The organism is Brevundimonas aurantiaca (assembly GCF_014199955.1).
GTDB classification, from domain to species: domain Bacteria; phylum Pseudomonadota; class Alphaproteobacteria; order Caulobacterales; family Caulobacteraceae; genus Brevundimonas; species Brevundimonas aurantiaca.
Genome location: NZ_JACHOQ010000003.1, coordinates 500890 through 527606 on the forward strand (window position 1 = coordinate 500890; position 26717 = coordinate 527606).

At 67.6% G+C, this 26717-nt stretch carries 24 protein-coding genes; 19 read left to right on the forward strand and 5 right to left on the reverse strand.

What is annotated here, in order from left to right:
• Position 1: 1 nt before the first annotated feature.
• From GGQ93_RS09860 to GGQ93_RS09925, 14 genes are all read left to right on the forward strand, one after another.
• Positions 2 to 1843: an ATP-binding protein gene (locus tag GGQ93_RS09860; protein ID WP_054764204.1), complete on the forward strand. Its 1842-nt coding sequence runs from the start codon at positions 2 to 4 to the stop codon at positions 1841 to 1843.
• A 513-nt stretch (positions 1844 to 2356) separates the two neighbouring features.
• On the forward strand, positions 2357 to 2677 hold the full coding sequence (locus GGQ93_RS09865) for a TrbC/VirB2 family type IV secretion system protein (RefSeq protein ID WP_054764203.1): 321 nt from the start codon (positions 2357 to 2359) through the stop codon (positions 2675 to 2677).
• Entirely contained in the window at positions 2677 to 2955 is a 279-nt protein-coding gene (locus GGQ93_RS09870; protein ID WP_054764202.1) for a VirB3 family type IV secretion system protein, read from the forward strand. Before GGQ93_RS09865 ends, GGQ93_RS09870 begins: the two co-directional genes overlap by 1 nt.
• A gap of 9 nt (positions 2956 to 2964) precedes the next feature.
• Positions 2965 to 5418 (forward strand): conjugal transfer protein TrbE, encoded by a 2454-nt coding sequence (trbE, locus tag GGQ93_RS09875; protein WP_119412793.1) that lies wholly within the window; start codon positions 2965 to 2967, stop codon positions 5416 to 5418.
• A 79-nt stretch (positions 5419 to 5497) separates the two neighbouring features.
• Positions 5498 to 6130, forward strand: coding sequence for a TrbJ/VirB5 family protein (locus GGQ93_RS09880; protein WP_054764200.1), 633 nt, complete (start codon positions 5498 to 5500; stop codon positions 6128 to 6130).
• A gap of 11 nt (positions 6131 to 6141) precedes the next feature.
• Positions 6142 to 7527 (forward strand): P-type conjugative transfer protein TrbL, encoded by a 1386-nt coding sequence (gene trbL, locus GGQ93_RS16425; protein WP_263596101.1) that lies wholly within the window; start codon positions 6142 to 6144, stop codon positions 7525 to 7527.
• 2 nt (positions 7528 to 7529) lie between these two features.
• Entirely contained in the window at positions 7530 to 8213 is a 684-nt protein-coding gene (gene trbF, locus GGQ93_RS09890) for a conjugal transfer protein TrbF (protein WP_054764199.1), read from the forward strand.
• Complete coding sequence (locus GGQ93_RS09895; protein ID WP_054764198.1) at positions 8192 to 9241, forward strand: TrbG/VirB9 family P-type conjugative transfer protein; 1050 nt, start codon at positions 8192 to 8194, stop codon at positions 9239 to 9241. The genes trbF and GGQ93_RS09895 overlap by 22 nt, the downstream gene beginning before the upstream one ends.
• Positions 9238 to 10416, forward strand: a complete 1179-nt coding sequence (locus tag GGQ93_RS09900) for a TraB/TrbI/VirB10 family type IV secretion system protein (protein WP_082382561.1) — start codon at positions 9238 to 9240, stop codon at positions 10414 to 10416. The genes GGQ93_RS09895 and GGQ93_RS09900 overlap by 4 nt, the downstream gene beginning before the upstream one ends.
• On the forward strand, positions 10413 to 10916 hold the full coding sequence (locus tag GGQ93_RS09905) for a S26 family signal peptidase (protein ID WP_082382560.1): 504 nt from the start codon (positions 10413 to 10415) through the stop codon (positions 10914 to 10916). Before GGQ93_RS09900 ends, GGQ93_RS09905 begins: the two co-directional genes overlap by 4 nt.
• A complete protein-coding gene (locus GGQ93_RS09910; protein WP_054764196.1) occupies positions 10910 to 11518 on the forward strand; it encodes a lytic transglycosylase domain-containing protein in 609 nt (202 codons plus the stop codon). The genes GGQ93_RS09905 and GGQ93_RS09910 overlap by 7 nt, the downstream gene beginning before the upstream one ends.
• 110 nt (positions 11519 to 11628) lie before the next feature.
• Positions 11629 to 11826 (forward strand): hypothetical protein, encoded by a 198-nt coding sequence (locus tag GGQ93_RS09915; RefSeq protein WP_231681368.1) that lies wholly within the window; start codon positions 11629 to 11631, stop codon positions 11824 to 11826.
• On the forward strand, positions 11823 to 12008 hold the full coding sequence (locus GGQ93_RS09920) for a hypothetical protein (RefSeq protein WP_054764195.1): 186 nt from the start codon (positions 11823 to 11825) through the stop codon (positions 12006 to 12008). The genes GGQ93_RS09915 and GGQ93_RS09920 overlap by 4 nt, the downstream gene beginning before the upstream one ends.
• Complete coding sequence (locus tag GGQ93_RS09925) at positions 11998 to 12381, forward strand: helix-turn-helix transcriptional regulator (RefSeq protein WP_082382559.1); 384 nt, start codon at positions 11998 to 12000, stop codon at positions 12379 to 12381. Before GGQ93_RS09920 ends, GGQ93_RS09925 begins: the two co-directional genes overlap by 11 nt.
• Positions 12382 to 12403: 22 nt before the next feature.
• On the opposite strand, the gene GGQ93_RS09930 is transcribed toward GGQ93_RS09925, so the two are convergent.
• The gene (locus GGQ93_RS09930) at positions 12404 to 12703 is read right to left on the reverse strand and encodes a hypothetical protein (RefSeq protein WP_054764194.1); all 300 of its coding nucleotides are present in this window, start codon (positions 12701 to 12703) and stop codon (positions 12404 to 12406) included.
• A gap of 142 nt (positions 12704 to 12845) precedes the next feature.
• On the opposite strand from GGQ93_RS09930, the gene GGQ93_RS09935 reads away from it, so the two are divergent.
• Positions 12846 to 13475, forward strand: a complete 630-nt coding sequence (locus tag GGQ93_RS09935; RefSeq protein WP_197273335.1) for an HAD hydrolase-like protein — start codon at positions 12846 to 12848, stop codon at positions 13473 to 13475.
• Positions 13476 to 13918: 443 nt separating this feature from the next.
• On the opposite strand, the gene GGQ93_RS09940 is transcribed toward GGQ93_RS09935, so the two are convergent.
• The 3 genes from GGQ93_RS09940 to GGQ93_RS09950 form a co-directional block, all read right to left on the reverse strand.
• Complete coding sequence (locus GGQ93_RS09940) at positions 13919 to 14956, reverse strand: hypothetical protein (RefSeq protein ID WP_054764192.1); 1038 nt, start codon at positions 14954 to 14956, stop codon at positions 13919 to 13921.
• Between the two features lie 2 nt (positions 14957 to 14958).
• On the reverse strand, positions 14959 to 15636 hold the full coding sequence (locus GGQ93_RS09945) for a hypothetical protein (protein ID WP_054764191.1): 678 nt from the start codon (positions 15634 to 15636) through the stop codon (positions 14959 to 14961).
• Between the two features lie 85 nt (positions 15637 to 15721).
• Positions 15722 to 18901 (reverse strand): hypothetical protein, encoded by a 3180-nt coding sequence (locus GGQ93_RS09950; protein WP_054764190.1) that lies wholly within the window; start codon positions 18899 to 18901, stop codon positions 15722 to 15724.
• 352 nt (positions 18902 to 19253) lie between these two features.
• Here GGQ93_RS09950 and GGQ93_RS09955 point away from each other — a divergent pair, with 352 nt between their 5' ends.
• Positions 19254 to 20177: a HEPN domain-containing protein gene (locus tag GGQ93_RS09955; protein WP_054764189.1), complete on the forward strand. Its 924-nt coding sequence runs from the start codon at positions 19254 to 19256 to the stop codon at positions 20175 to 20177.
• An 18-nt stretch (positions 20178 to 20195) separates the two neighbouring features.
• On the opposite strand, the gene GGQ93_RS09960 is transcribed toward GGQ93_RS09955, so the two are convergent.
• On the reverse strand, positions 20196 to 24248 hold the full coding sequence (locus GGQ93_RS09960) for a helix-turn-helix domain-containing protein (protein ID WP_183216671.1): 4053 nt from the start codon (positions 24246 to 24248) through the stop codon (positions 20196 to 20198).
• A 98-nt stretch (positions 24249 to 24346) separates the two neighbouring features.
• Here GGQ93_RS09960 and GGQ93_RS09965 point away from each other — a divergent pair, with 98 nt between their 5' ends.
• Genes GGQ93_RS09965 through GGQ93_RS09975 form a run of 3 tightly spaced genes read left to right on the forward strand, consistent with a single transcriptional unit; the run spans position 24347 to position 26279 of the window.
• Complete coding sequence (locus GGQ93_RS09965) at positions 24347 to 25174, forward strand: DUF5677 domain-containing protein (protein ID WP_035305726.1); 828 nt, start codon at positions 24347 to 24349, stop codon at positions 25172 to 25174.
• The gene (locus GGQ93_RS09970) at positions 25171 to 25692 is read left to right on the forward strand and encodes a hypothetical protein (RefSeq protein ID WP_035305723.1); all 522 of its coding nucleotides are present in this window, start codon (positions 25171 to 25173) and stop codon (positions 25690 to 25692) included. The genes GGQ93_RS09965 and GGQ93_RS09970 overlap by 4 nt, the downstream gene beginning before the upstream one ends.
• Positions 25689 to 26279 (forward strand): hypothetical protein, encoded by a 591-nt coding sequence (locus GGQ93_RS09975; RefSeq protein ID WP_035305720.1) that lies wholly within the window; start codon positions 25689 to 25691, stop codon positions 26277 to 26279. Before GGQ93_RS09970 ends, GGQ93_RS09975 begins: the two co-directional genes overlap by 4 nt.
• Positions 26280 to 26717 lie beyond the last annotated feature (438 nt).

Sequence of the window (26717 nt, forward strand, 5' to 3'; positions counted from 1 at the left end):
CATGACCCAGTCCAGCATCACCCCGATCCTTATCGACGATGTCGATTTCCTCGTCTCGACCACCATCGAGCGTTGCCCGCGCACCATGATGGTGCGGGAGTTGGCCAAGAACGCAATGGAGGCCGCGTCCCTCGCGCCCGAAGGCAGTCGTCAGGTCATCTTCCGCACTGTGACGTTCAACGACACGCCCAAGCTTGCGATCTGGAACACCGGACCGGGGATGGACGCCGCCGAGCTCTACCGGATGTGCGATCTAGCCTCGTCCATCCGCAAGCAGAAGGGCCTGGACGCGAACTTCGGGATGGGCGCGAAGGTGGCGTCCCTGCCGTCCAACCGACTGGGGATGGTCTATCGCTCCTGCAAATCCGGCGCGGTCAATGAGGTGATCCTCTGCGAGCGCGACGGGCGGTACGGGCGTCTTCGGCGAACGCTGGAGAACGGCGACCTCGTCGAGGTCATCGATGTGACCGAGCTGGCCGCCGAGGAAGGATACGACCTGACGGAGGACTGGACGGAAGTTCGCCTGCTGGGGAACGAGGCGGATCAGGAGACCGCCCGTGCGCCTTACAACGGCGATCCGGTGGTCGATGCGCAGTGGCTGGCCACCTACTTGTATCACCGGTTCTACCGCCTGCCTGAAGGCGTGCGCGTGACCCTGCTGGCTGGAACGCACAAGCTCGGAGACGGGACCCGGGCTTTCGAGCCCCTGCCGCGACGCGCCGCCGCCGGAGCCTTTGAGCGGACCGAGACGGTCGAGGCGCCGGGCGGCGTGAAGATTCACTATTTCTACGACCCGCCCTATGAGAAGTCGCCGAGCCATAACCGCTCGATCAGCGGCGCCATCCAGTCGGCCCTGAGTCTCGCCGGCGTCGTCTATCGCGACGAGCTTTATGATGTGAAAACCGGGCGCGGCTGGTCCATCAACGCCCCCCTGTTCGGCATCCCCTTCGGATCGAAGCACATCTCTGTCCATATCGAACTGCCGGACGACGCAGACGTGCTGCCGGAGGCCTACCGTCAGTTCCTGCGATACCAGGCTGGTGAGCAGGACACCGTTCAAGCCGCCCATTTCGGCGACCTCGTCGCCCAGCATCGCCCCCAGTGGCTCATCGACGTCATTCGGTCGTTCGCGCCGGAGAGCACCTCCAGCGACGACATCCGTGACGAACTTCAGAAGCTGCTCTACGACCTGCGGGTTCGCCGGGTCTCCCCGAGGCCGACGACCACGGGAATCCGTCTGGTCGATACAGCGAGCGGCGTGGGCGCCCAACCCCAGCGTGACGGCGAGGGCGGAGCCGGCGGGGCCTCCAGGCCGAAGACAAAGCATATCGATCTGAACCTTGCCCCGCAGGGGTCGAAGGCGGCCGATCTCTGGAAAGACCGCGAACGCGCGCCCGAGATCGTCCTGCTGAGGACAGCCGAGGAGATCGAGGAGAAGCAGCTGAAGGGGCGGGCCGGTCGGTATTATGAGAACGGCCAGCTGTTTCTCAACATGCTCTATCCGTCGATCGGCGAGATGAAGGATGCGCTCGAGGCATCCTATGCGACCGTCGCCGACCTCGACACCATGCGTGAAGCCGCCGTTAGACAGGCGGAGAAGAGCATGGTCCTGCGCGTCGGTCGGGCGGTGGTGTTCGCCCTGGCCAAGCAGCTCAACAAGGAATGGGATCCCGACGCCGTGCGTCACGCCCTCGCGCCGGAAAGCCTGAGCCTGGCGGCCGACGATTTCTACGACTCCATCCAGAGCGCCCGTCGAAGCATGGGGCGTCAGTTCCGTCCCAACCGACAGGGGGAGGAGGCGCAGGTCGAGGACGAGGACGACTTCCTGCGCGAGACCGCCTGACTCGGCTCAGAGACTGTCGGCGCGATCGTCGACATCGATGGACGACCGCCTCGACCGCGTGTCCGCCGTCTTCCAGGCGGTCGCGGACGTCTTGGCGGGCCCCTGTTTAAGGGGCCGCCGGCATCCGCCGGTCCCATGCTGATCCGTCGCAGGCCACGCCCGACAATATTCGGCGGTCCGACAAGCTTCTGACGTCATGCGCTTCGCGCTTTCGGGAGGCCTGGCGTCGATCCGATTCTCTCGTCGGCGCCCTGTCGCGCATTCCGGCGAAATCCGGACGCATTGAGGTCTGAAGTCAATGATGACGGGCCCTCCGGGTGAATCGAAGAAAGTCGCGGACGACTTGCGCCGTTGCAAGACTTTGATGGACGGTCGCTGGATTTCGAGGGCGATCTAGAAGCAAGACTCCGCCGTAAAAATATATTCACAGGCCGCGTTGACAGGCTGTGGATGGTTTTGCTTGCTGTGGATCGTCAACGCCGACCTTCCGGCCCGACCACAGGAACTCAAACCATGCGACGTTTACTTCAACGTGGCCTTTCGGCCGCGACGGTGACTTGCGGCCTGTTCTTTGCCGGACAGGCCCTGGCGGGCGGATCCGGGATGCCCTGGGAGGGACCGCTCCAGCAGATCGTGGAATCGATCACCGGGCCGGTCGTCCAGGCCGCCGCCGTCGTGGCGGTGGTGTTGTTCGGCGCCGGGGTCGCCATGAGCGAGAACGGATCGTCCATGCGGCGAGGGCTCGGGATACTCTTCGGCCTCTCGATCGCCTTCGCCGCCTCGACCTTCTTCCTGCAGTTCTTCGGCTTCGCCGGCGGGGCGGAGATCGCCTGATGTCCGAGACGTCGTCCGATCACCGCCCGCCAGGCTGGGATCTTCCGGTCGCGGCAGCCCTGACCGAGCCGGTCACCCTGGCGGGGATGCCTCGCGACTACGCCATCCTGATGGGCACCGTGGCGGTTGTGTTGGGGCTGGCGCTGCGGATCTGGTGGCTGGGCCTCCTGTGGTGGGCGGTCGCCCACGCGATCGGACTCTACGCCGCACGGGCTGACAAGCGGTTCTTCGACGTCCTTCGCCGCCATCTGGCCCTGCCGGGCCATCTCGATGCGTGAGACCTGAGCATGCGCTTTCTGGATGAACATCGCCGCCGGCCCGCGCTTCTGGCCGATCATCTGCCCTGGGCGGCCATGGTCGCTCCCGGGGTGGTGCTGAACAAGGACGGCTCCTTCACCTGCGGCCTGCGGTTCCGGGGGCCGGATCTGGAGTCAGCCTCCGACCTGGAGCTGATGTCGGTTCGAGCGCGGCTCAACAACGCCCTGAAGCGTCTGGGCAGCGGATGGTGCCTCCATGTCGAGGCCCGTCGCCGCCCCGCCCAGCCCTATCCCACGAGTGAGTTCGAGATCGCCGCGGCCTGGCTGGTCGACGCCGAGCGCCGCTCCCTCTTCGAGACCAGCGAGCCGGCCTACGAGACCGACTATCGGGCGGCCCTGACCTGGCTTCCGCCGGCGGACCAGACCCGCCGGGTGGAGCGCGTCCTGTTCGACGGCGCAGATCCGGCGAGCCGGGACTGGCGCACCGCCCTGGACGCCTTCGCCCGCGAGACCGCGCAGATCGTCGACCTTCTGGCCGACGCCCTTCCGGAAGTCGCGATGCTCGACGACGTGGAGATCCTGACCTGGCTGCACGACTGCGTGTCTCCGAGGTCGGTCCGGCTCGCGCTGCCCGCGACGCCGATGTTCCTCGACGCCTGGCTGGCGGACGCGCCCCTGCTCGGCGGCGTGTCTCCGACACTGGACGGCCAGACGCTCAAGGTGGTCTCGGTGCGGGGGCTTCCGGCGAGCACGCGGCCGGGACTGCTCGACGCCCTCGGGGCCTTGCCCTTCCCCTATCGCTGGAGCGCGCGCTGGATCGGTCTGGACAAGGCGGACGCCGAGGTGGAGCTCGTCAAGTTGCGCAAGCGCTGGTTCGCCAAGCGCAAGGGGGTCGGGGTTCTCCTGCGCGAGGCCATCACCAAGGAGGAGGTCCCGCTCCTCGATACGGATGCGGCGGCCAAGACCGACGAGTGCGACGGCGCGCTCGAAGCCCTCGGCTCGGACGCCTGCGCCTACGGCTATCTGACCACGACGATCACGGTGATGGCGCGCGATCCCGAACGGGCGGCGGAACAGGCCCGGGCGATCGAGGCGACGCTCAACGCCCAGGGTTTCGTCGCCCGCACCGAGGACCTGAACGCCGTGGAGGCCTGGCTGGGCTCCCTGCCGGGCGAGCCCTATGCGGATGTGCGTCGGCCTCTGGTCTCCACCCTGAACCTCGCCGACCTCCTGCCGGTCTCGGCGGTCTGGGCCGGACCGACATCGGACCCGCGCCTGCAGGGGCCGCCGCTCGCGGTCGCGAGGACCAGTGGATCGACGCCGTTCCGGCTGGCCCTGCATGTGGGCGACGTCGGCCATGCGATGGTCGTTGGGCCGACCGGCTCGGGCAAGAGCGCGCTGCTCGCCTTCCTCGCCCTTCAATGGTTCCGCTATCCCGAGGGGCGGGTCGTGGTTTTCGACAAGGGCCGCAGCGCGCGGGCCGCGGCCCTGGCGGTCGGCGGGCGCTGGCATCCGCTCCAGCCCGGCGGCGCGTTCACCCTCCAGCCCCTGGCGCGCATCGAGGATGACGGCGAACGGGCCTGGGCCTCGGAGTGGCTGGCGGATGCCGTCCGGCTCGCGGGCCTCGAGCCGACGCCGCGCATTCGCGAGGAGATCTGGGCCGCGCTCGGCGCCCTGGCCCAGGCCCCCGTGGCGCAGCGGACGCTGACCGTCTTCACGGCCCTGGTCCAGGACAAGGCCGTGGCCGCGGCTCTCGAGCCCCTGACGCTCAAGGGGCCTCATGGCGCCCTGATCGACGGCGTCGCTCCGGAAGACGAGACGCTCGCCGCCTTCGAATGCTTCGAGCTCGAGAGCCTGATGGCGACCCCGTCGGCGGTCGCGCCTGTACTCGCGGCGCTGTTCCACGAGATCGAGCGCGGCTTCGACGGCCGGCCGACCCTGTTGATCCTCGACGAGGCCTGGCTGTTCCTCGGCGAGACGGCGTTCGCCGCCCGTATCCGCGAGTGGCTGAAGACGCTCCGCAAGAAGGGCGTGGCGGTGGTCTTCGCCACCCAGTCGCTCGACGACGTCGTGCGCTCGTCGATCGCCTCGGCCCTGATCGAAAGCTGCCCGACCCAGATCTTCCTGCCCAACCCCCGCGCGCTCGAGCCGGCCTCGGCGGACCTCTACCGGATGTTCGGTCTCAACCGCCGCCAGCTGGAGCTGATCGCCTGGGCCACCCCCAAGCGCACCTACTACCTGCGTCAGCCCGAAGGGCGGCGGCTTTTCGACCTCAAGCTCAGCGGAGCCGGGCTCGCCCTCTGCGGCGCCTCGTCTCCCGAGGACCAGACTCTCATCGAGAGCGTGCTGGCGGCTCTCGATCCGGCCGATCCGCGGCCTGACCGCTTCGCCCGCGAATTCCTCAAAGCCAAGGGAGTCCATCATGTCGACAACGTCTTCGACAGCTTCGATCCGGCCGTCGCCCATCGTCTCGCGGCCGAATAGCCGACGCTGGCTCTGCGGGCTTGCAGCGCTTTCGCTGACCCTTGCGGCGGCGCCCCAGCCGGCGAGCGCGCAATGGGCGGTGTATGACGCCAAGGCCGATGTCGAGGCGATGCTCTCGGCCGCCAGGCAGATCGAGAGCCTCGCCAATGAGGCTCGCACTCTGGCCAATCAGGCCCGCAGCCTCGCCGCTTCGCCCTACAGCCATCTCGCGGGATCGTCTGAGACCCTGCGCGACATCGGCGAGCTGGCGCGCACGGTCCGGGGGACGGCCTCGACCCTCGATGGCGTTCAGCGGCAGTTCGCGGATCTGTATCCGGACGATCTCTCCCTCTCGGACCTCACGGCCCTCGGCGCCGATCGGTCCACGACCGCGCGCCGGACCGCCGAGGACCTGGCGCGCACGGCGGCCGAGCTGGAGCGACTGGCCCAGAGCCGCGACGGCCGCCTGCGCGGGGCCATGGCCGCGAGCGAGGCGGCGGAGGGCGAGACGGCCGCGATCCAGTCCTCGACCCAGATGCTGTCCGTTCTGGCCGAGGATCTGGCCAGCATGCGGACCGTGCTTCTGGCCCAGTCCCGGCTGATGGCCGAGGGCGCGGCGCGTCAGGCCGCCGACCGCGAAGCCGCGATCGAGGCGCGCCGCCGCTTCTGGGAACGGGGGACCGCCACGCCGGCCGCTCCGTCCTTCAACCCCTTGCCCCACGCCCGGGACTGAGGAGCGCTGTCATGGCCGGCCCCGGAATGGAGACCCCGAACGAGCTGATGGTGGTGTTTTCCAACACCGTCACCGCCGGCTTCGACGCCCTGTCCGGGTCGGTCAACGGTGTCTTCGGTCTGCTGATCGCGCTCGTCGTGGCCCTGACAGGGATCCAGTGGGCGCTCTCGCCCAACAGGGAGGTCCTGGCGTCCGGCTTCGGAAAGGTCCTGCTGATCGGCACCTTCGCCTGGATCATCAACGACTGGCAGGCCCTGTCCGAGACCCTCTACGCCGGGTTTCTGGAGCTGGGTCTGACGGCCGGGGGAGGCTCGCTGTCGCGCGAGGAGTTCCTCAACCCTGGAGCCATCCTTCAGCAGGGCTGGGAGATCGTGAAGGCCCTGGGAGAGACGCCGGCCCCGGTCGAGAACCCGCTCGACGTCATGGGCAATATGGCCGACGCCCTGATTCTCGGTCTGGCGATGATCGGCATCATGCTGGCCTTCGCCATCCTGGCCCTGCAGATCATCGTCTCCCTGCTCGAGTTCAAGATCGTCACCCTGGGCGGCTTCGTCCTCCTGCCGTTCGGCATCTGGAACAAGACCGCCTTCCTGGCCGAACGACCGCTCGGCTATGTCGTCTCCTCGGGGCTCAAGGTGCTGGCCCTGGCCATCGTCGTCTCCGGCGCGCGGACGATCTTCGACCAGCTTCAGCCCTCCGCCAATCCCGACATCTATGAAGCCCTCACGATCCTGGTCGCTGCCCTGCTGCTGGCGATGTTGGCGATCTTCATCCCCAACCTGGCCTCGGCCCTGGTGACCGGCGGCCCCGCCCTCGGGGCGGGCGCGGCCCTGACCAGCGGGCTCGCCGTCGCCGGGGCGGGAGCCCTCGTCGCCGGCGGGGTCGCGGGCGTCGGCGCCATGGCCGGACGGGCCGCGGCGATCGGCGGGTCGTCGCGATCCGCCGCCGGGGCCGCGTCCGCGGCGCGACCATCGGGACCCGGCCCTTCCTCGGGAGGCGCGCCCTCGGGCGGCGGACCGCGGCCATCACCGGGCCCTGGACCCGGATTGGGGCCCGCCGGGCGCACGCGAGATCCGGCGCCCTCCACCGGCGGCGCCGCGCCGACCTCGGGCGCTGCGGCGGCCCCGAGTTCTCCCACCCCGGCGCCGTCGGAGGCGCCGCCCCCTCAGCCGGATTCGTCCGGGCCGCCTCCGGGCCAGGCCGGGCCCCAGGCTGAGACCCGTTCCCGGCCGTCCCTGTCCGAGGACCGGTCGTTGGGCGGGGGCGCGAAGGGGGGACGCGCCGCCGGCCGATCCGCCGCCCTCCAGGCCTTCTTTATCGCCAACTCCGGTCGCGCCCTGATGCCGGCCGGCGAGAACAGCGGCGCCCTCAAGCCCACCGTCAGATCCGAGGATTGAGCATGCATCCCTTCTTCAAGCCCAAGCGCGCCCTGACTGCGTCGCCCGAGGCCACTCCCTACCAGAGGGCAGGCCAGGTCTGGGACGACCGGATGGGGCTCTCCATCGCCCATGCCCGCAACTGGCGCCGTATCGCCCTGGCCAACCTCGCGCTGGCGGCCTTTCTCGGCGCCGGCTGGTGGGTCCAGGCCGATCGGGCGGTGGTGCGGCCCTTCGTCGTGGAGGTGTCCGACTGGGGGCAGACCCAGAGGATCACGGCCCTGGACGGCCGGTACGAACCGACCGAGGCCCAGACCGGTTATGCCCTCGCGCAATGGATCCGGGACGTTCGGTCGAAATCGATCGATCCGATCGTGATCCGGCAGAACTGGCTGCGCGCCTACGACCTCCTCACGCCGAAGGCCTCGGCCTTTCTGAACGACTGGGCCCAGGCCAATGATCCGTTCGCGGAGGCCGGCCGCGAGGCGGTCAATGTCGAGGTGCTGAACGTGGTCCGCCGCAGCGACCGCACCTTCGACCTGCAATGGCGTGAGACCCGGTTCGTGAACGGCCAGCAGGCCGGGGCCGAGCGTTGGCGCGCCCTGATCACCGTCGCCCATCAGCCGCCGCGCAACGAGGCCGAGCTGATGCGCAATCCCCTTGGCCTCAAGATCGAGGATGTCTCATGGACCCCCGACGCTTCCTGAGCGTGACCGCCCTTTCGGCGTTCGCCGCTATCGCGCTCTCCGGCTGCGCCCTGCTGCGAGGGCCGGACGCCGACCCCGTCATTTTGGCCGAGGCGATCACGCCCGAGGTCCCGACCCCCGAAGTCGCGCCCGAGCCCGTCCTTTCGTCTGAGGCGGACCCGGCTCCGCCTCCCGTAGAGCCGGACTCCACCGCACGACCCTACCTCGAGGCGGTCGCCCAGGCGGAGCCGCCGCGTCGACGTCGTGCCGAGACGCCGCCGCCGGAGACGCCGTCCGGACGCGCCGCGATCGCACAAGCCAATCGATCCGCTCGCGCCGCCTCCAGCGCCGACGGCTTCGTGGGCGGAGTCCAGGTGTTCGGCTGGTCCGACGGTCGGGTCTACGAGGTCTGGACCGCCCCCCTGCGGGTCACGACCCTCACCCTGGCGCCGGGCGAGACGGTCACGGCCAAGGCGGCCGGGGATACGGTGCGCTGGCAGATCGGCGAGAGCCAGTCGGGCGCCGGCGCCTCCGCCCGGACCCATGTCCTGATCAAACCCCTGCAGGCGGGTCTGGAGACCAACCTCGTCCTGACCACCAGCCAGCGGGTCTATCTCCTGACCTTGCGCAGCGGCGCCGCCGACGCCTTCAACGCCGCCATCGCCTGGGATTATGGCTTCGCCGCCTCGAGCCGCCCGGTCGCCGACCCGCTGTCGGGCCTGCCGCCGGTCGATGTGCAGGCGGCGACGCCTCAGGGGCCCCTCGACGCCCGCTACAGGATCGAGGCGCGAGGCCGCTCCCCGCGCTGGGCTCCGACCGCCGTCTTCAATGACGGCGCACGGACCTTCATCACCCTGTCGCCGGGAGCCTCGATCGATGAGGCGCCGGCCCTCTTCGTCCGGGCCGGCGAGGAACTCCAGCTGGTCAACTACCGGCAGGCAGACGGCGTCCTGATCGTCGACAGGCTGTTCGACGAAGCCGAGCTCCGGCTCGGAGACCGTCGTCCGCAAATCGTCCGCATCCGTCGCATTCCGGGAGCCGCCCGATGACCGATCCCAATCTCTCTCCAGACACCCCTCGCGACGACGTCGCCCCGCCTCCGTCCACCCCGACAGCGACGCCCAAGGCGCCTCCGCCGCCCCTGATGGGCCGGGCGCCGCGGCCGGGCGCCGTCCGCATCCGCAAGCTCGTCGTCCAGGGCGCGGTGATGGTCGCCGCCCTGCTTGTGTCCGGCTCGCTCGCCTGGGCCTTCGTCGTCCAGCCGCAGATGACGCGTCAGGCCCGGGACGCCGCCGAGGCCGGTGGCGCGGGCGAGGCCCGGGGCAGCGTTCGACCCTCGGAGCGGGTGACCGACCAGCCCGCGAGCTATGACCGGCTCGCCCGGGCGGACGCCTTGCCGGAGCGCCGGGGCGCCACGCCGGAAGATGAACCTCCCGTCGCCTCGCCGCCGCCCGCTCGCGTGCCGGCGCCCTCATACGCCGCGACGCCCAGAGGGCCGCGACCGGTGGAGCAGGCGGCGGCGTCCGGGCTGTTCTTCGGAGGCCCGTCGAGCGGGGCCGCCGCTCCGGCCGGAGGCGGGCGATCGGATGCGCCGCCGTCCCCGGCGATGCGGGACTATGGCGCGATCTACAGTCCCCACGGCCTCCTGGCGCCGGTTTCCCCCTATGAGCTGAAGGCCGGCGCCATCATCCCGGGCGTGCTGCTGACGGCCGTGGACACCTCGCGTCCCGGCCCGGTCGTGGCCACGGTCAGCCAGAATGTGTTCGACTCCATCACCGGTCGCCATCTCGTCGTCCCGCAGGGGACGCGCCTGATCGGACGCCACGAAGGCGAGAGCGCCCACGGCGACCGTCGGGCCTTCCTGGTCTGGGATCGGCTGATCCTTCCCAACGGCAAGAGCCTGATCCTGTCCGAAGAACCGGGCGTGGACGCGCAGGGCGCGGTCGGCGTGCGGGGAGAGGTGGATCGAAGGCTTCTGCCGCTCGGCGTGGCGACCCTGTTCGCGGGCGCCATCACGACCCTGGGCGAACTGGCGCGCGGCGGATCCGAGGACCGCTCGTTCGCCGCCAGTGCGGGGAGCGCAGCCTCGATCGAGGCCTCCCAGGTCGGCGGACGGCTCGTCGATCGCGAGCTCGGCGTCCAGCCGTCCATAAGGGTCCGGGCGGGGGCTCCGGTTCGGGTGATGATCACCCGCGACCTCATTCTGGAGCCGTACCGCCGATGACCCGTCTTCGTTGTCTTCTCGTGGCGGCCGTCGCGCCCGCCGTCGGCCTCTTCGCCGTCGGCGGGGTCGCGGCGCAGCGGCCCGCCGTCGCCCTGATCAATGAGAGCCCGAGCCTGCCTCGGGGCGTCTATGTCCGCGCCGACGCCCGGGACATCGAGCGCGGCGCGGTGGTCGCCATTCGTCAGCCCGAGATCGTGCGGCCCTATCTCTCGCGCCAGGGGATGCCCGGCGAGGTGCGGCTGATCAAACGGGTGGCGGCGACGGGCGGCGAGATGGTGTGTTCGGACGGCCGGTGGCTGATCGCGCCGATGCGCACCGTCCGCATCCACGCCCGGGATAGCGCGGGCGTCGCGCTTCCGGCCTGGCGAGGCTGTCGCAGGCTCGCCGCCGACGAACGACTTCTGCTCGGCGATACGCCGTCCAGCCTGGACAGCCGGTACTTCGGGCCGGTGAGGACCGCCCAGATCGAGGGCGTCTATCGGGAGACCCTGACATGGTGAGCCACCTTCTTCCTCTTGCCGCCGTCATCGCCATGGCGGCGACGCCGGTCGCGGCCCAGACCCGCGTCGACTGGCGTCCGGCCGGCGGCGACCTGTTCGTGGGCGTCGTTCCGGAAGCACCCGCACCGGAGGCCGCTGGCCTCGAGGCCGTTCGTCTGGCGGACCTTGACCAGCCCTTCGCCGACGCCATCGCCGAAGCGGCCGACCGGCATGGTCTGGATCGCAAGCTGCTCCATGCCCTGGTCGTGGTGGAAAGCGCCTATCGCGCCCAGGCCTGCTCTCACGCCGGCGCCTGCGGCCTGACCCAGCTGATGCCGGGCACCGCCGCGGATCTCGACGTGCGCGACCGTTTCGATCCCTATGAGAATCTGCGGGGAGGGGCCGACTATCTGGCCCGGCAGATCCTCCGCTTCGGCGACCTCCGCCTTGCCCTCGCGGCCTATAATTCGGGACCGGATCGGGTCGCCCGGCTGGGCCGGATCCCGAACATCACCGAGACCCAGAATTACGTCGTCTCGGTGATCAACTGCTACCTGGCGCTCACGGCGGGGCGCGGGGTGCGATCGTCGCGGGAATGCGTCCCGGCGGAGGCCGGGCTGTGACCTTCGCGACGGCCCCTCATGACGGCGCGGAGGCGGCCGCGTCGTCGCCCCGGGAGACGCTCCTGACCCGCGCGGAGGCGTCCGTATTCCTGGAGGGCAAAGGCATCCGGATGAAGCCGACGACCCTGGCGCGCGCCTATTCGACCGGGTCGGGCGGCCCGCCGTGCCGGCACATCCGAAACAAGCCCTACTACCCGCTGGACTTGCTGGAGACCTGGGCCGAGGCCCAGATCACGGCGCCCGCCGCCTCATCCAGCGAGCGCCAGCGGCTGCGGCGGGAGGCCCGGCGTCGGGAGGCGACCCCATGACGACCACCCGCCCCAGTCTCGAGACCCTGATGAACGATCCGACGGTCAGCTATCCGCTCAAGGCCGTGCTGCTGGTCTGGTGGAGCCGGGATCCCCTGGACGCGGCCAACGATGCGGCGGCGCTCGCCTCGGTCATGGGGGATCGCGCGACGGCGCTTCTGGAGCAGCGTCATGGCCCATGACGACGGGCTCGAGCGGTTCCTGGGCTGGCGGCAGGTCCGGGACCTGACGGGCCTCGGCCGCACGACCGCCTGGCGCATGCGTCAGGCCGGAGACTTTCCGGAGCCGGTGTCGATCTCGCCCGGACGGGTGGCCTGGCGCGAGCGCGATATCGCCCGCTGGAACGAGAGCCGCGGTTCCACGGCACCGGAACCCCAGCCGGCGACACGACCGATCAGGCCGACGCCGCCCCGTCCTCGCGAAGACCGCGTCATCGCGACGCCGACGGCAAAGCCGAACCCGTCGCCGTCACCGCGAGGAAGCAAGCCGAAGTCGCGCCCCCGGCGTCGGAGCGGCCCTGTCATTGCAGAGGGTCAGCTTGGCTTCGACTTCTAGCGCCTTGGGTCTAGTGCGGGGTTCAGCTTGCCCCGAGCGCCCTGATCCTGGCTTCGGATCGGGAGTGCCGCCGCACGCCGAGCACGTCGCCGATGCGCCAGGCCGTCGCGCCGAAAACCTCGTCGCCGGCCTGCGTGAGGATGCGGACATCGCCCGAGAGCGAGGCGCCCCGTTGGAGCAATCTGACGCGAGCGCCGTGCAGATCGAGCTGGCGCAGCACCCCGGGCGCTGTCTCTCCCTGGCCGTACTCGATGACGCACTGTTCGGCGCACCGGCGGCGCGCGAGAATGCGGCGATCGGGTCTGGCGACGGGGAAGCTCATTCCCGACACCTAGTGCGAGGCGCTGAAGGCTCGTTTAAGCGTCGCCGTTAACGGCCCCATTCACCCTGTTTCTTATCGCCAGCGGGACGTAGCGGGGCGGGACCCCGTGCCCGCCGACCGTATTCCCGCTATGGCGATCCGAATGGCCCAATACAAACTCGTCCTGTTCGACTTCGACGGCGTGCTCGCCGACAGCGCGGCATGGTTCATCGCCCAGCTGCCGAGCCTCGCCGAGGCTCATCGTTTCCGGTCTCCCGATGTGGCGGAGATCGAACGTCTTCGGGGCCTGCCGACCCGAGACGTCGTCAAGGCGTTGGGCGTGTCGCCGCTCCGCCTGCCGGGGATCGCCGCCGATTTGCGCAAGCGAATGGCCGATGAGGCGCACCAGATCGCGCTGTTCGAAGGCGTCCCCGATCTTCTGCGGCGGCTGCATGACGGCGGCGTCCGGTCTGCCGTGGTCAGCTCCAACAGCGAAGAGAACGTCCGCGCGGTGCTCGGGCCATCGGCGGCGTTGATCTCCGCCTTTAGCTGCGGCGCGTCGCTGTTCGGCAAGGGGGCGCGCTTCTCTTCCCTGATCCGTAAACTGGATGTCGAACCGGCCCGCGTCTGCGCCGTCGGCGACGAGGTGCGGGACATCGAAGCGGCGCACCACGTTCATGTGGCCGCCATGGCCGTGTCCTGGGGATACGGAGCGGCCTCGGCTCTCAGCGCCGCCGTGCCGGACTACATGGTCCATACGCCGGCCGAGGCTGCCGCTGTGCTCTTGGCCTGACGACGGTTCACGATCGCCGCGACCTACCTGTCGGCCTGTCTCTACGTTAGAATGGCGCCGCCCGGTGCGGCTCACGCGTATGTACAGGCTTCGGCTAAAGGCGTGAGCGCATGCGAATCTCACATGTTCTCAACGCCCGGCGCACCTCCACAGCGCGCTTTAAAGCGTGCGGCTTGTCGTGAAGGCGGTTTGCGCCTAAATAGTACGCAGGTTTTTGCGTTATCCTAATTCGCACCTGAGCCATTTTTGGTGGAAGTGCACGGGACTGACGAGGGGATAACACCTCTCTCGCCGTCGCCGAGGATCTTGGATCCGTTGAAACCGGGCACTGGGGACATAGGGCCTTGGAGCTTTGGGGCCGACGCAGTTGAGACCTCAACTGAATCGGCGGTAAACGAAGATAACGCGACTATGTATCGGGCGGGTGCACCAGCACCCGCCCTTTACTCATTCTGGGCGTCTTCGATCCGGTGTGCGGTGATCATGTCGCTGCCGAAGACGTTGGCGTGATCCCCAAACACATGCACCGGGCCGCGATCGATGCAGAACATGCGCTCCCGGACCAGAGGGGTGCCGAACTCCCTCTGAACATCGTGCTGAAAGCCGGGGGGCTGAAGCGGGGTCCCGAACCGGAAGCGGCTTTCAAGTTCCCGACGCAGCCTGGCCGCGGTCAGGTCCTCTTCGGCGTCCGCAGGGATATCGTGGACCCCTCCGTCCTGGCCCACATGAGCCTTCGCAAAGACGAGGTCGCGTCGGTCGATTGCGAAGCTCTTATTCTGCCCGCCTGTCTTGGCGTAGAATTTCGGCAGATGCTTGAACGGGAACTTGCGGCGCTCGACGTCCTCGTCGATCGCGGCGATGTCCGCAGGTGCGATCCCGCTCTCCAGCAGGGCGAGGAAGCGGTCATGAAACACCGCATTTCGGGCCAGCTCGAAGTTTCGGGCCGGCAGAAGCAACGGATCGTCGCGACGATGGGCTTCGAGCCTTCGCCGGGTGCCGTTCACCTCCTCACTTTCGGCGGTGACGCGTGCGCGGTTCACGGCTGCATGCACGGCATCAGCGTCAAAACGCCATGGGCGACCGTCCGGCCACTCCCAGCCAGGGTCCGCCATGCGTATCGGGAAGACGGCGCTGCCGAAGACCTCCCATAACGGTTGGGTCCACTCATCGTCGACATAGGCGAGAACGATGCGGGTCGGGTTCACCGGGTTCTCTTCGCCCTGATAGTTCTCCCTGGCATAGGCGAGAACCTGAGCAGCGAGCTCCTCGACGGCTGCGACGTCGTAAACGGGGTCGCGATCCGGGAAGGCGACCGTAGTCGCCCGCCACGGCGTCCTTCCGTCGTTGTTGATCGTGTTCGCGGCGGCGGCGGCGCTGGCTTGCGGCAAGCCCGCGAGCACAAGCAGCGGCGCTCGGCCGGCGACGCCGCGTGTCTTCGCTCGCGAAACAGGCTTCGCCTTGGTCTTGACCTTCCCCGCCACGCCTAGCTCCGCCGAAGAAGCATCTCTGCGATATCGGCCGGAATGACGATGCGGCCGATAATGTCCGAAGGCTGGGCGGCGAGGAACCGGGCCAGGGCGTTGCTGTCTTTCTTGGCGGCCTGGAAGGTCGCAGGGTCGAGCTGCTCCTGCTGGGCCCAGGCGAGGAACTGTCGCCACAAAGCCTGCTTGTCCTGGACGGTGGCTGAAGCGAGGGCGAGACCGGGCTTGCGATATTCTTCCGCGATGATGCGGAAGCCGGGCCGAACCATTTCACCGGCCTTGATGCGTTTGTAGTCGTAGGGCGAGGTCACACGAAGGGTGACGACTTCCCCGGCCTCGGTCCGAACACAGAAGGCGATCTGAACGGACTTCGGAAGACTGTCGAAACTGGAGCCGGCCGCCCGCGCCGTCGCAGACAGTTGCTGCACCTCATTGCCGATATCGGCGGCCCGGTCCGCCGGCGCGATGACCTCCCGCCCGGGGCGGGTGTCGGCGATCCTGAGGCGGTCCTCGCCGGCGGCCCGGACGGCAGCCAGCAGTCCGCCATAGGCGCCCTTCAGGTCGTTCAGGAGGGCCTTGTTGCTATGCCCAAAGCGCGATGCGAGCAGCGGCGGCGCCTCGGGGGCGGCGTAGTGCGCCTCTACCGTTTCGACCAGTTGATTGAGGAGCGCCTCTGTCACTGCGTGACCTTCCGAACATTCAGGTGGGGCAACTGTAGGAACACGGCCGAGCGCCGTCCATGGCGGGAACGCGATCGCCGGGCTGTCACGACGATGGCTTGGGGTGCGAGATGCGGAACGCCGGGCCGTCGGACAGGCGGACCCTGCGTGCCCACTCAAGACGCAGGGAGGCCGACCACGGATTCGCCGCATCCGGCTCCAGCGTCAGTTTCGTCAGACCCTCTTCGCCGAAGGATTGGAACGTCAGCCGATCCAGCCGCTCCACGCCGAACACCCATGTGGCTCCGTTCGCGGCTCTCGACGAGTAGACGGGCGTACCGTTGAGATGGAAGTCGTAGCTGTCGTCTTCATTCGGCTGGCGCACGAAGGCGAAGTCCGATGGGCGATCGCCGCTGCCGTGGGTCCAGTCCCAGAGACATTTAGGGTCCTGCCGATGAGGCCGGATCACCACGGGTGATTGCCCGGTCGCGCGCACGGCCTCGAGCGCTTCGGACAGAGCCTTCCAATAGGTCGCTGCGCTGCGCGGGGATCGTCGCGACGGGGTGGAGGCCTCGAGCACATCGAGAAGCACGATCTCGCCCACGCGACCCACGAGTTCGTGCGCCCACCACTCTCCCTCGCTGCCCATCCGGTCGTCCATCGGGGGCAAGACGTAGCTTCCTCGGCGGACGTGCGTCTGGCGATAGACCCTAGGCTTCAGAGCGTCGGAGGATTGATCGATCACGGCGAAGGCCGATACCGGGAAGGCCCCTTCTGCCTTGGAGAAGCCCTTGGTTTGGGCGGCGTCGGAAATCGCCCTCAGCGCGGCGGTGTCGACTGGAGCGGACAACAGGACCTGCTCACGCGCGACGTGGATGAGCGAAAGGCATTCCTCCAACCACTCCCGCACCCGGTCCAGACGTGTCTCGAGCTCGGGCACATCGATCACGGATGCGGTCAGTGCGGACGCTATCCCCGCTCCGTGGACACGATCGATCCCGGGCAATGCATCGCGGATTCCCTCCAGATGCCGGATGATCGCTCGTCGCGCTTCATCGGAGGCTGGCAGAAGAAGGGTTCTGATCGTGCCCGACACGCCGATCTTGCCCGTTCTTCCGGCGGGCAGTGTATTCAGGCTGGCGGCGATCAGCAGGCCATGGGTCGTGTTCTGACCCCAGAGAGACGCCTCTCCCGACCACCCATAGACCCGACCGGAGATGTAGTTCGGCCCCTCCAGGCGGCTGATTTGCTCGGCGAGCTCCTCGATGGACCGCCCGTAGGCTGCGTCGTCACGACCGGACTCGCCGACGAGGCGGAGGATCGAGCGCAGGATTTCCTCCGTGACCAGCGGGGCGGAACGCGGGTGATAGGAGGCGCCGGCGTCGAACTCCCGATTCTGGAACAGGGCGCAGGCGGCCATGGCCGCGCCGTCATTCACCACGCCGGGAGCGGGAGAAACGGAGCGTCCGATCAGGCTGCAGACGAGCACCAGAAGGGTGTCTCGCCAGGCGTTCTCGATCGCCGCGTCGAAGACATCGATCGGTTCTGCGGGGCGATCGTCGTGACGGTAGAGAGAGGCGGGCACGGCCTCCCATTCCCGGGACGTCAGCTCCAGAGTAGGCAGTGCGCGCCCGACGGCCCAACCCTGGCTTGACGTCGGCCAGATCCGCCGATTGCGCTCGTCCCATTTGAGCATGAGATCGATGGTCCAGCGGATGGCGATGGTCTCGCCGGATTGAGCCGCCACGGCGACCATCATCGCCGTGTCGCGCAGATGTCGCGCCAAACCCGGCGCCAGGGCCCGGATCTGGGGCCATCCTGGCGCCGGCTTGCTGGTCCCGAGCGGAGCGAGAGCTTCGGCGAAGGTCTCCCAGCCCCCGACAACATCTTGCCAGGCGCGGGTATAGGCGTCCGCCTTCGGACCCGAGAACGCGAAGGTCGGCTCGGGCGTCGTCCCTGGCGACAGGGTTCGACTGCGCGTCGCGGTGAGGAGCAGGCCGCGCACCAGATACATGGTCGGGAAGAACAATGCGCGGGTCGCTTCGTGCGGAGCGCTCCCAACACGGTGCTGAAGCCGGGCGGCAAGCGAGGCCGCGCTCTCCAGAAACTTGGGGTCGCTGCTCAGCCGTTCCGCAAGACGGTCCAGCAAGGGGATGTAGGCGCGCACCCATTCCATCGCGAGCGATTGGAAACCGGCGTCCATGGCGCCGTAGTTGAAGGGTGGGTCGCCGGGGTTCTGGGGCGTTTGCGCCAGCTGATAGTAGAGCGCGTGCTGTTCGAGCAGTTCCCTCAGGCGCGCCTTGAAATCATCGAGCCGACCAGCATCGAACAGCGAGACGAGATCGGCGGCGCCCTCCGCCAGAAGGCCCTCGGTCGTCGGGATTGGGTCCGCGTGTGAGACGGGACCGAACCGGAAGGCGGCGAGGAATAGCCGGCGTTCGGACCAGCTCGCTTCACCCACGCCTCGAACCAGGACCGCGCGGCTGGCGTAGTCCTGACCGGGCCATCCCGCTAACGTCGTGCGGATTTCCTTGTCCTCGGCCGAAGCGCGCTTCGTTCTGGCTTTGAGGGCCACGGACAGTACGCCGAAGCGGATGTCACGCAGCCGGCGTGGGCTGGAGAATTCGCGGGCGACGAGGTCGGCGTCGCTGATGAAAGGCGTGATGGTGAACTCGGACTCGGCCGCGTCCTCGGGCAGATATTTGTACCTCGCGGCGTTCACCCAGCGGTTCGCGAGCATCAGGCCGCGCAACTGATCGCGCCAGGCGATGTTGGCGATGTAGCTCCGCGTCAGTCGAACGCGGCGGGTCGGCTGGATGAAATCCAGGCTTCTCAGAACAAAGAAGGCCAGGCCCAGGAGATTGATGGCGAACCAGATCACGTTGAGCACGGTGATCGCGCCGACGACCTTGAGCTCGAGCTGGGCGTAGAGGAGCGACTGCAGGGCCACGAAGGCGATGTAGGTCAGCGCCAGGCCGCCTACGGAAGCCGCCTCGGTCTCGGAGAAATAGATCTGAAGCCGGTGGCCGGTCGAGGACCGCGTCTCAAACAGCATTCCGACCAAGGCGATCACCAGGGGATAGACCAGGCCCAGCAAGGTCGCCTGCGCGCCCAGCAGGGCCAGGTTGATGGTCTGGAGATCGCGGAAATAGTCGGCCAGATCGCCCGGTATTTGCGGTCCGTAATCGGTGGGCGGCACAAGGGCGGTGATCGTGCCGACAACGCCGTAGAGGGCGATCGCCACAAGGAGCGACACCCGCCAGTGTCGACGGACGAACGCGAGCATGCGACGGCCCGATCCATGCCGCAGCCCGGCGGACGCGACGTTCCGCCGGAGATGCTCGCGGTGGAGCCGTGTCGTGATCCGCTGGAGCGACGGCTTTCGAAGTGCGGCCAGTCCTTGGGTGAGGTTGGCGAGGTGGGCGAAGACTCGAAGAATGCGCGGCTCCCTGGCGACGGCCTCTGTGGCGCGAGGGGCAGGTTCTAGGGTGGTTTTCAGCGATGATCCCACCGGCGTGACCGCCGCTCTCGGAGTGAGACTAACGGTTGTGCGGCCTCCAGCCTAGCTTCGTGGGTATCTGTGCCGGTCGGCCAAAATATATCCGGCAGAACGCGAATTTCTCGCTAGAGTCATCGCGATGAAAACGACCCTCGACCATCTCCCCGAACGTCAGCAGCAGGAGCTGGCGCACGTCCGCGCGACCCTGCTGACGGAGTTCGAAGCGGCGCTCCGGAAAGGCGCGGGCGGCACGTCGGATTGGCGCAAGGGCGGCAAGGTCCTCAAGATCATCCTGTTCGGCAGCTACGCCCGCACCGACTGGGTGGACGAACCGGACAACGGCTACCTCTCGGACTTTGATCTGCTGGTCATCGTCAGCCACCCCAAGCTGACCGACATCGCCGACTACTGGTGGGAGGCCGAGAATAAGATCCTCCACGACCCGTCGGTTGGCCGGATCGTCAACATCATCGTGCACGACCTCGCCGAGGTGAACCAGGCTCTCGGACGCGGCGAATACTTCTGGACCGACATCGCCCGCGACGGGGTCATGCTCTACGAGCTGCCGGGCCATCCGTTGGCGACTCCCAAGCCGATGACGCCGGCTGACGCCTTGGAGATGGCGCAGCGGTACTTCGATACGAAGCAGGCGGACATTGAAGTCTGGCTCGACACCGTCGCGCACCTGCTGGCGCAGGAGTCGACGCTTTCGAGGCGTAAGAACGCAGCGTTCCAACTCCACCAGACTGTGGAGGCGGCTTACATCTGTTTCCTGCTCGTCCACACGTTCTATTTCCCGCGGTCCCACAACATCAAGTTCCTGAGGTCGCTGGCCGAGGACATCGACAAGCGCCTTGTCGAGGCGTGGCCGCGTGAGCAGCGGGCCGAACGGCGGCGGTTCGAGACGCTGAAGCGCGCCTATGTCGAGGCCCGCTATTCGGACCAGTACGATGTCAGCCGGGAAGACCTCGAAATGCTGGCGATTTCGGCCCGCCGCCTCGGGGCCGTCGTCGCCGAAGTCTGCCGCGAGCGCCTCAATCAGCTTCGAGGCGCAGCAAGCTGATCACGCTCGGCTGGCATCTCAGTGCCAGCTCCGCTCCTCGACCTCGTCATCTTCGCGCTTCGCCCGCCCGTCGTAGATATCGGCGATGTCATTCAGTAGCCGGGCGGTGACGGGGTAGTCTGACGCCATCGCCGACGAGTGATCTCTGTAGCGGTCAGACAGCGTCCGCTCCTTGCGACCGCCTTCCCTCAGGTCACGGGTGATCACTCCGCGCGATGAATACGCACCCGAGACGAAAGCATCCTCCAGGGTCTCTGATCCTGCGCTCTCGAGAATCTCGCGGATGGCGATGGGAGGCCAAACCTCGCCGGCTGGTTTTGCGCTCATCCCGAGGATGCGGCCGATCCGGAGGTCAGCCGGCAGGCTGCGTCCCAGTTCCGACGCGCGGCGGCGCACTTCCGTGACCCACCGCTCGAGTTCGGCGCCGTCGATCCGCCCCTTGTCGTCTGCGCCGGGGATGCGGTTCCAAGCATCCAGCACATCGTAGCCGTGCCGGGCCATGGCGGCCCGCTGTTCCGGCGTCGCGGGTCCGCCCGGGAGGTCCTCGTCTGCGCCGCCGCCGTCGTCGTCCCGCAGGAAGACCATGGTCAGCACCTGGAGGAAGAAGTCCGGGTTCCTCGCCAGTTCGCGGTGTAAAGCCGGGCTGGGTCGCTCGGAGTACCGCAGCATGTGGAAGTAGTACCACTCGAGCAGGACCAAGGTTTCGTCCGACACCTCGGGATGGTTTTCGAGGTGGGCGAGGATCCGCGTGAGGTAGTGGAGCCGCATCACCGGCTCGTTCGTGTCCTCGCTCGCCTGGTTCATCGTCTTCAGCGCCAAGTGGAGCGTCTCGACGATCAGCTTTGGATCGAGGTCGACTTCAAGGCGGCTTCCGATCAGATGGAGAGAGTCACGAGCGCGATCGACGACGTTGAAGCGCCGGATCGCGTGCTCGGTTTCCTCTTTGGTCTCAGCCACCGCCCACCCCGCGAGAGTACGCCAGTAGCGATCTTCTGACGAGAGGCCGTAGGCCGCGACCGCCGACCAGGTCTCGGGGCGCGCCGGGAGGAAGTGGAGCAGGCGTCCGACCACGCGTTCGTCAAGTTGGGGGGCCGGCGCCGGCAGCAGGCGGGTGACGAAATCGGCGCCGCCTTCCTTCTCGCGTAGAAGGCCGATCGCTTCGGCTGCGGCCTGCCAGAGCGGCCCGTCATCGGAGGCCAGTCCGCGTTCGATGAAGTCTGACCGCCAGGACGCTGCGGCGGGCGAGTGCGCTACCGCCTCTCCCACCCACCGGGGTTGATCGCATCGGTCGAGGAGGGCCAGCGCGCCGTCGATTCCGCGCACCTCGACGATCTCCTCGAAGGCCGCCGCACGGGCGGCGGTCGCTTCGTCCAGCGACTGACGCCACTCGCGCACGGAACCCATCCAGCCGGTGCCGTTGGAAAACAGCCAGGCATGCCTCCAGAGGACATCCTCGGGTTTGAACCGCTCGAGGGTGGTCTGGAAGACCGTCAATTCATCCGCCGGGATCGACCAGTCCGCGTCCTGGAATTCCAGGTGGCGAGCCAGGACCTTCCGAAGGGCCGTGCGCGTGAAGTCGCGATCCTCTTCGCCGATGATCGTCGGCTCCGCCTCCAGCAACTTCTGGCCGATCCCAGCCCGAGCGTCGGGCAGAAGGAGCTCCATGGCCTTGAGCAGAGCCTTCCAACGCTTTGGCCGATTGCCGACATCCTCGATCAGCCGGTCTGAGACCTCTACGACGCAGTCGTGGACGACCGTCTCAGGCGACGCCTCGCGGTCGGTTGGCGCGGCCTTGCGCCAATGCGGAGACGACGTCGGCATCGTGATCGCGTGCGAGCGCGGCAGGAGTGAGATCATGAGATCCCAGGCGATGTCTCCATGTCGTTTGCGCAGGCCGTCGATGACGGCCAGCCGCTGCTTCAGCGTCGCGTGGGTTTGAGGAGACCACGACAGGAAGATCGTGGTGAGAACCTGCTTCGGACGGGCGACGTTGTTGCCGCCCCCATCCAGCGCATCGAGCCGCGCCAGGACGTCGGCGACCCGAGGCAGAAGAGCCGGATCCCAGGCCAGTCTTTCCAAGGCCCACATCAGCTGGGGAAGCCGCGTGACGGTGTGGGTCGACGTCTCGGGCTCGAAGAAGGCGATCAGTGGGCTGGGCGTCGGGCCGAGCGCACGTTCGATGCCGCCAAGGAAGGCCGAAGGCGCGACCTCCGCCAGCTTCGGCAGGACGGGTCCGAGGGACCACCAGATCGCCTCCGTGGCGCCGTCCAGAATTGTGGTGAGGGACCTGGCGACTTTCGCCTCGACGCCGTCCACCAGACCCGCCCGGTCGCCGTACAACGACAGAAGCGCCATCGTTTCCGTCATCGACTGTTTCAGGAATGACGAGAAACGCGGGTGGATGTTCCGAATGGGAGCCAGCCAGCGCTCGTCCGGCGCCATGTCCCATGTCGGATCGATCTCGGCGCAGACTTCGCAATAGACGGACAGGAAGCGGTCGATGTCCGGAGCCGTCAGACTATGCGCGAGGAGGGTCCAGGCGTCGCGAGGCGATTTCAGTCGCCACGCGTCTTCGCGCTTGCGCAGAGGCCCGTCCAGAGCGGTCGCGTATGGCCCGAGCGCTCTGACGGCCTCTTCGTACGGGACGCCGGCCAGCTGTTCGATGACGGCCTTGTCGCCGTCCAGCGTCTCGAGCCATCCGCCGGCGAGAAGCGCACCCAGCATCGGACGAGGCGGCTGCGGGATCGACCAGGATGGACGGCTGCCCGGTGCCGCAGGCATGAGACGGCGAAGGACGGCGAGGCTACGGCCGGCGTCGAGCGAGAGATTCTGCGCCTGGCCGTACTCGAGGCCCATCCGCTCCAACACTTGCTGCAGCTGGTTCCGGGTCGGCTTCGCCAACCGACGCGCTGAGTCAGGCGCCTCCGAGTTCGGGCCCAGGGCGACGTAGATATAATGGCCCTTTCGAGAGAGCCGCTGAGCGACGCCGGCTTCCGTCTCGTTGAGGATGAGGATGAGCGGCGTCAGGCCGTCGGCAAGCTCCGCCGCCGCTGCCGATGTTTCCGGCGCCAGGACGCGGGTTTCCACGGCGCGATAGTACCGATCAGGCAACATCTCGATCGTCGCATGGAAAAAGGCCGCCGCCTCTTCGACGGACTCGGCCTGAACGAACAGCGGCTCTGAGGCGGGGGCCGAAAGCCACCGCAGGACGACCGCAGCATCCTCGTCGCGTCCGATGCATGTAAGCTCTCCGCTCAACGGAACCTGGGTCGCGCCCGACCAGTCCGCCCAGAGGTCCGCGAGTGACTTCAGATCTCTAGGGCGCTTGCCAAGGCGGACTGCGAGCCACTGGCCGACGCCGGGATGGCACTCGATCCAGTCCACCAGGTCGTCGGCGTCATAGGCCAGGACGTTCTTCCAGATGCGCTTGGCGCGCTGCGCCTTGGCCCAGACGTCCTTCTGCTTTGCCCAACGACGGGGCGTTACGAAGACGAACGTCGTATCCGCCGGGTCGAGGTCGCCGTGATCCGTCGTTCGGGCCTCTATGTCTCCATCGGCTTTTGACTTCTTGTTCTGGTCGGTCCCGGTTTCCCACCCCGACTGGCCATCCGGAATCCTGACCGACGCGCCGACAACGCGGACCTCGCCGTCCCAGCCATGTTGAGCGACGCTGTCGCCGGACGGGAATCGAACTCTGGCGGCGACCCCGCGCTCGGCGCGGATCAAACGGCTCAGAAGCTCGGGCATGCCAGCCTGGCCGTCGCGGCTGTCGGCCCAGACGACGAGGTCGGAAGCCTCGATCAAGCGGGTCGGGTTCCCGCCGGAGAAGGGGGGCGGCGCAGCGGGATCTTCAATGAGGCTGAGGCCTTGATCGTCGTTCCGGACGCCGGCGTCTGCGATCGCCTCAGTCATGGCCTCGATGGCGGCAGGCCTGACCTCACGCCGATCGAGCTCGAAGTCAGCGACCTCGCTGGGGTGAATATTCGCCGCCTTGGCCAGGTCAGCTTGCGACCACGCCAACAAGGCGCGGGCCCCGACCATGTCCTTCGCGCTGAACCCTTGCTGCGTCATCCCGCCGAATAGTCCCTCCCCGTGCGCCCTGGGCGTGAATCCTAGGTAGGGAGAGACGACCCTTGCCTTCAAGACGGGACGACCGTGTTATCCGCAGCATGACGACTTTCAACGAAGCAGGCTTTCTGTCGACGGCGATCTCGGACCGCATCCAGGCCAGGCGGAACGGCAACGCCCTCGGGTTCGAACTCGTCGAAGCCCTCAATGCCTGCCTTCAGAAGGCCGCCACCGCGGCCTGCGAAACCGTGCGGGGCATGCCGTTCGACCGCGAGCCGATGGCCCTGCTTCTCCTGCATCGGTCCTGCGCCCAGTTGCAGGGAGCGGTGCTGATGGCCGAACGCGGCATGGATGTTGAGGCGCGGACACTGGCGCGCGGACTGCTGGAGAACACCCTGCTGATGGCCGCGCTTCACGACAATCCGGACAAGGCGCGCGCGGTGATGATCGAGGATGCCGCCGCCGCCAAGAAGGGGCAGGCGAAAACGATCCTCCGCAGCGGTATGTCCGCGGACGCCGCGATGCTTCAGGATGTTGTGGACAGCATCGGATCCGTGTCGAACCTGAACATCTCGAAGCTCGCGGAGCTCGGCCCTCTGGGACACCTGTACCTCCTTTATCGCGTGATGTCGGACGATGCCGTTCACCCCTCCGGCAAGTCCCTGCAGCGGCACATGAGGATGGCTGACGACGGTGAGAGCTGGAACGGCTATCTGGTCGGTCCCGAGGATCCCGAGCGGATCGCCGACACGCTCGATCGCATCCTGATGATCGGGATCGCCCTGGGAGTCGCCTTCACCCAGATCGTCGGCGATGAGGAGAACAACACTCGCCTCGGGGAAATCTCGGCCGACTATGGGCCTTTCAGGGCGTCACAGGATGCGGCTGCCGAAGTGCGCATCGCCCGCAAGCGCGAGGCGATCGGATGAAAGGTCTCACCTCGTCTGACGTGATCGCCATCGCGACCGGTCTCGTCTCCCTCGCCGCCTTTGTCGTTGCGATCATGAGCTGGATCACTGCGCACCGCGCTCAGCGACTGGCGGAGCGGCAGGAAGCCCGTCGCGCGCCCCGGCTGGATCTCCGCCTCATCGACTCCAAGGTCTCCGACATCGACGGGAAGAGATCGTTCGCCATCCACCTCCAGATCGCCAACCCAACCGACACAGCCAACAGTGTCGCCGGGCTGGAACTGTGCATCCGCCACCGCCGCGAGATTCCGTTGACCTTGTTGGCGCCGGCGATCCCCAATGCCGACGAGAGCGTGCCGATGCTCCTGATGCCGTTGCGCATCGACGCCCATCACACCGTCGAAGGTTGGGTGCGGTTCGCGGTCGCCGCCGACCTTTTGAAGGGCTCGACCATCGAGGGCTACGAGCTGGTCGCGACCGATACGCATCAGGAGAAGACGACGCTCGAGACCCACATGCTGACCTGGAGTCTCCGATGATCGGAGCGTTCCGCAAGGCGATGATCGCCCTGAACCATAGCCACGAGAAGCTGATCGCGCCGATCATCGCCGACGGATCGCTCGCCACCGTGGGGGTGGGCGACGGTCGGATGTTTCCCCTGGTCATCCTCGACACCACGGAGCGTCCCGATATCGACGCGGCGATCGCAGCTCACGACCATGGGCCGCCGGGAGACGTCCGGGTCCAGTGGGGTAGGCTTCCGCACCGTGAGGAGACGGTGACCCTCATCCTGACCCTTCTTCGCCCGGTGGAAGCAGTGGTGATGGTGGAATTCGATCTCAACAAGAACCATGGGGTCATCGTGGAGCAGATCCTCCAGAATCGCGGCCTCTATGTGCAACCTGGCCGGCCAGGGGATCGTCTCAAGGACGATCCACAGAAGCCGAAGATCATCGTCGAGGTGGCGGACACGGGCTTCAAGGCGACCTGGGACCGGCTCTTCCTCGCCCACACCGCCCTGAAGCTGCGCCGAAAGGGCATGAAACGAGGGGAGGCCAAGCGAGCGGCGAAGGAGGTCGTCGATCGGATACGCAAGGTCGCATCGATGAGACCGTTCACCGCCTGAAGACCGCGACAGCGAATTCAGACAAGACGCGCGTGTCCCGATGGGGCGCTTAGGCGCGGTGAGGCTCGCGCGGCTGGCTTGTCGTGGATGACATGCGCACCCAATGCGCCACCGCTTGCAAACCCCGCCGCCATGATTCAAGCTTTGAGTGCGTCGCCTTCGGGCGGCGCCGAGGCGTGAGAACCTCGCTTGAGACGATCATTCTACATCTTCGCTCCGCGGCAGCGGTGTGGCTGGCGCGTATGTCCAGGCCCCTCGGACAACGACTTGGGGGCTAAAGGCGTCGGCGCATGCCTCAAGCATGGTCTCAACACCCGGTGCTTCGGCCGGGCTCGCCTCATCATGACGTGACCCCCTGAAACTCCTCCAGGAATAGCTAGAGTCCGCCCAACGAAGGACGGACAGAATGAAGCGATCGAGGTTCACGGAAGAGCAGAT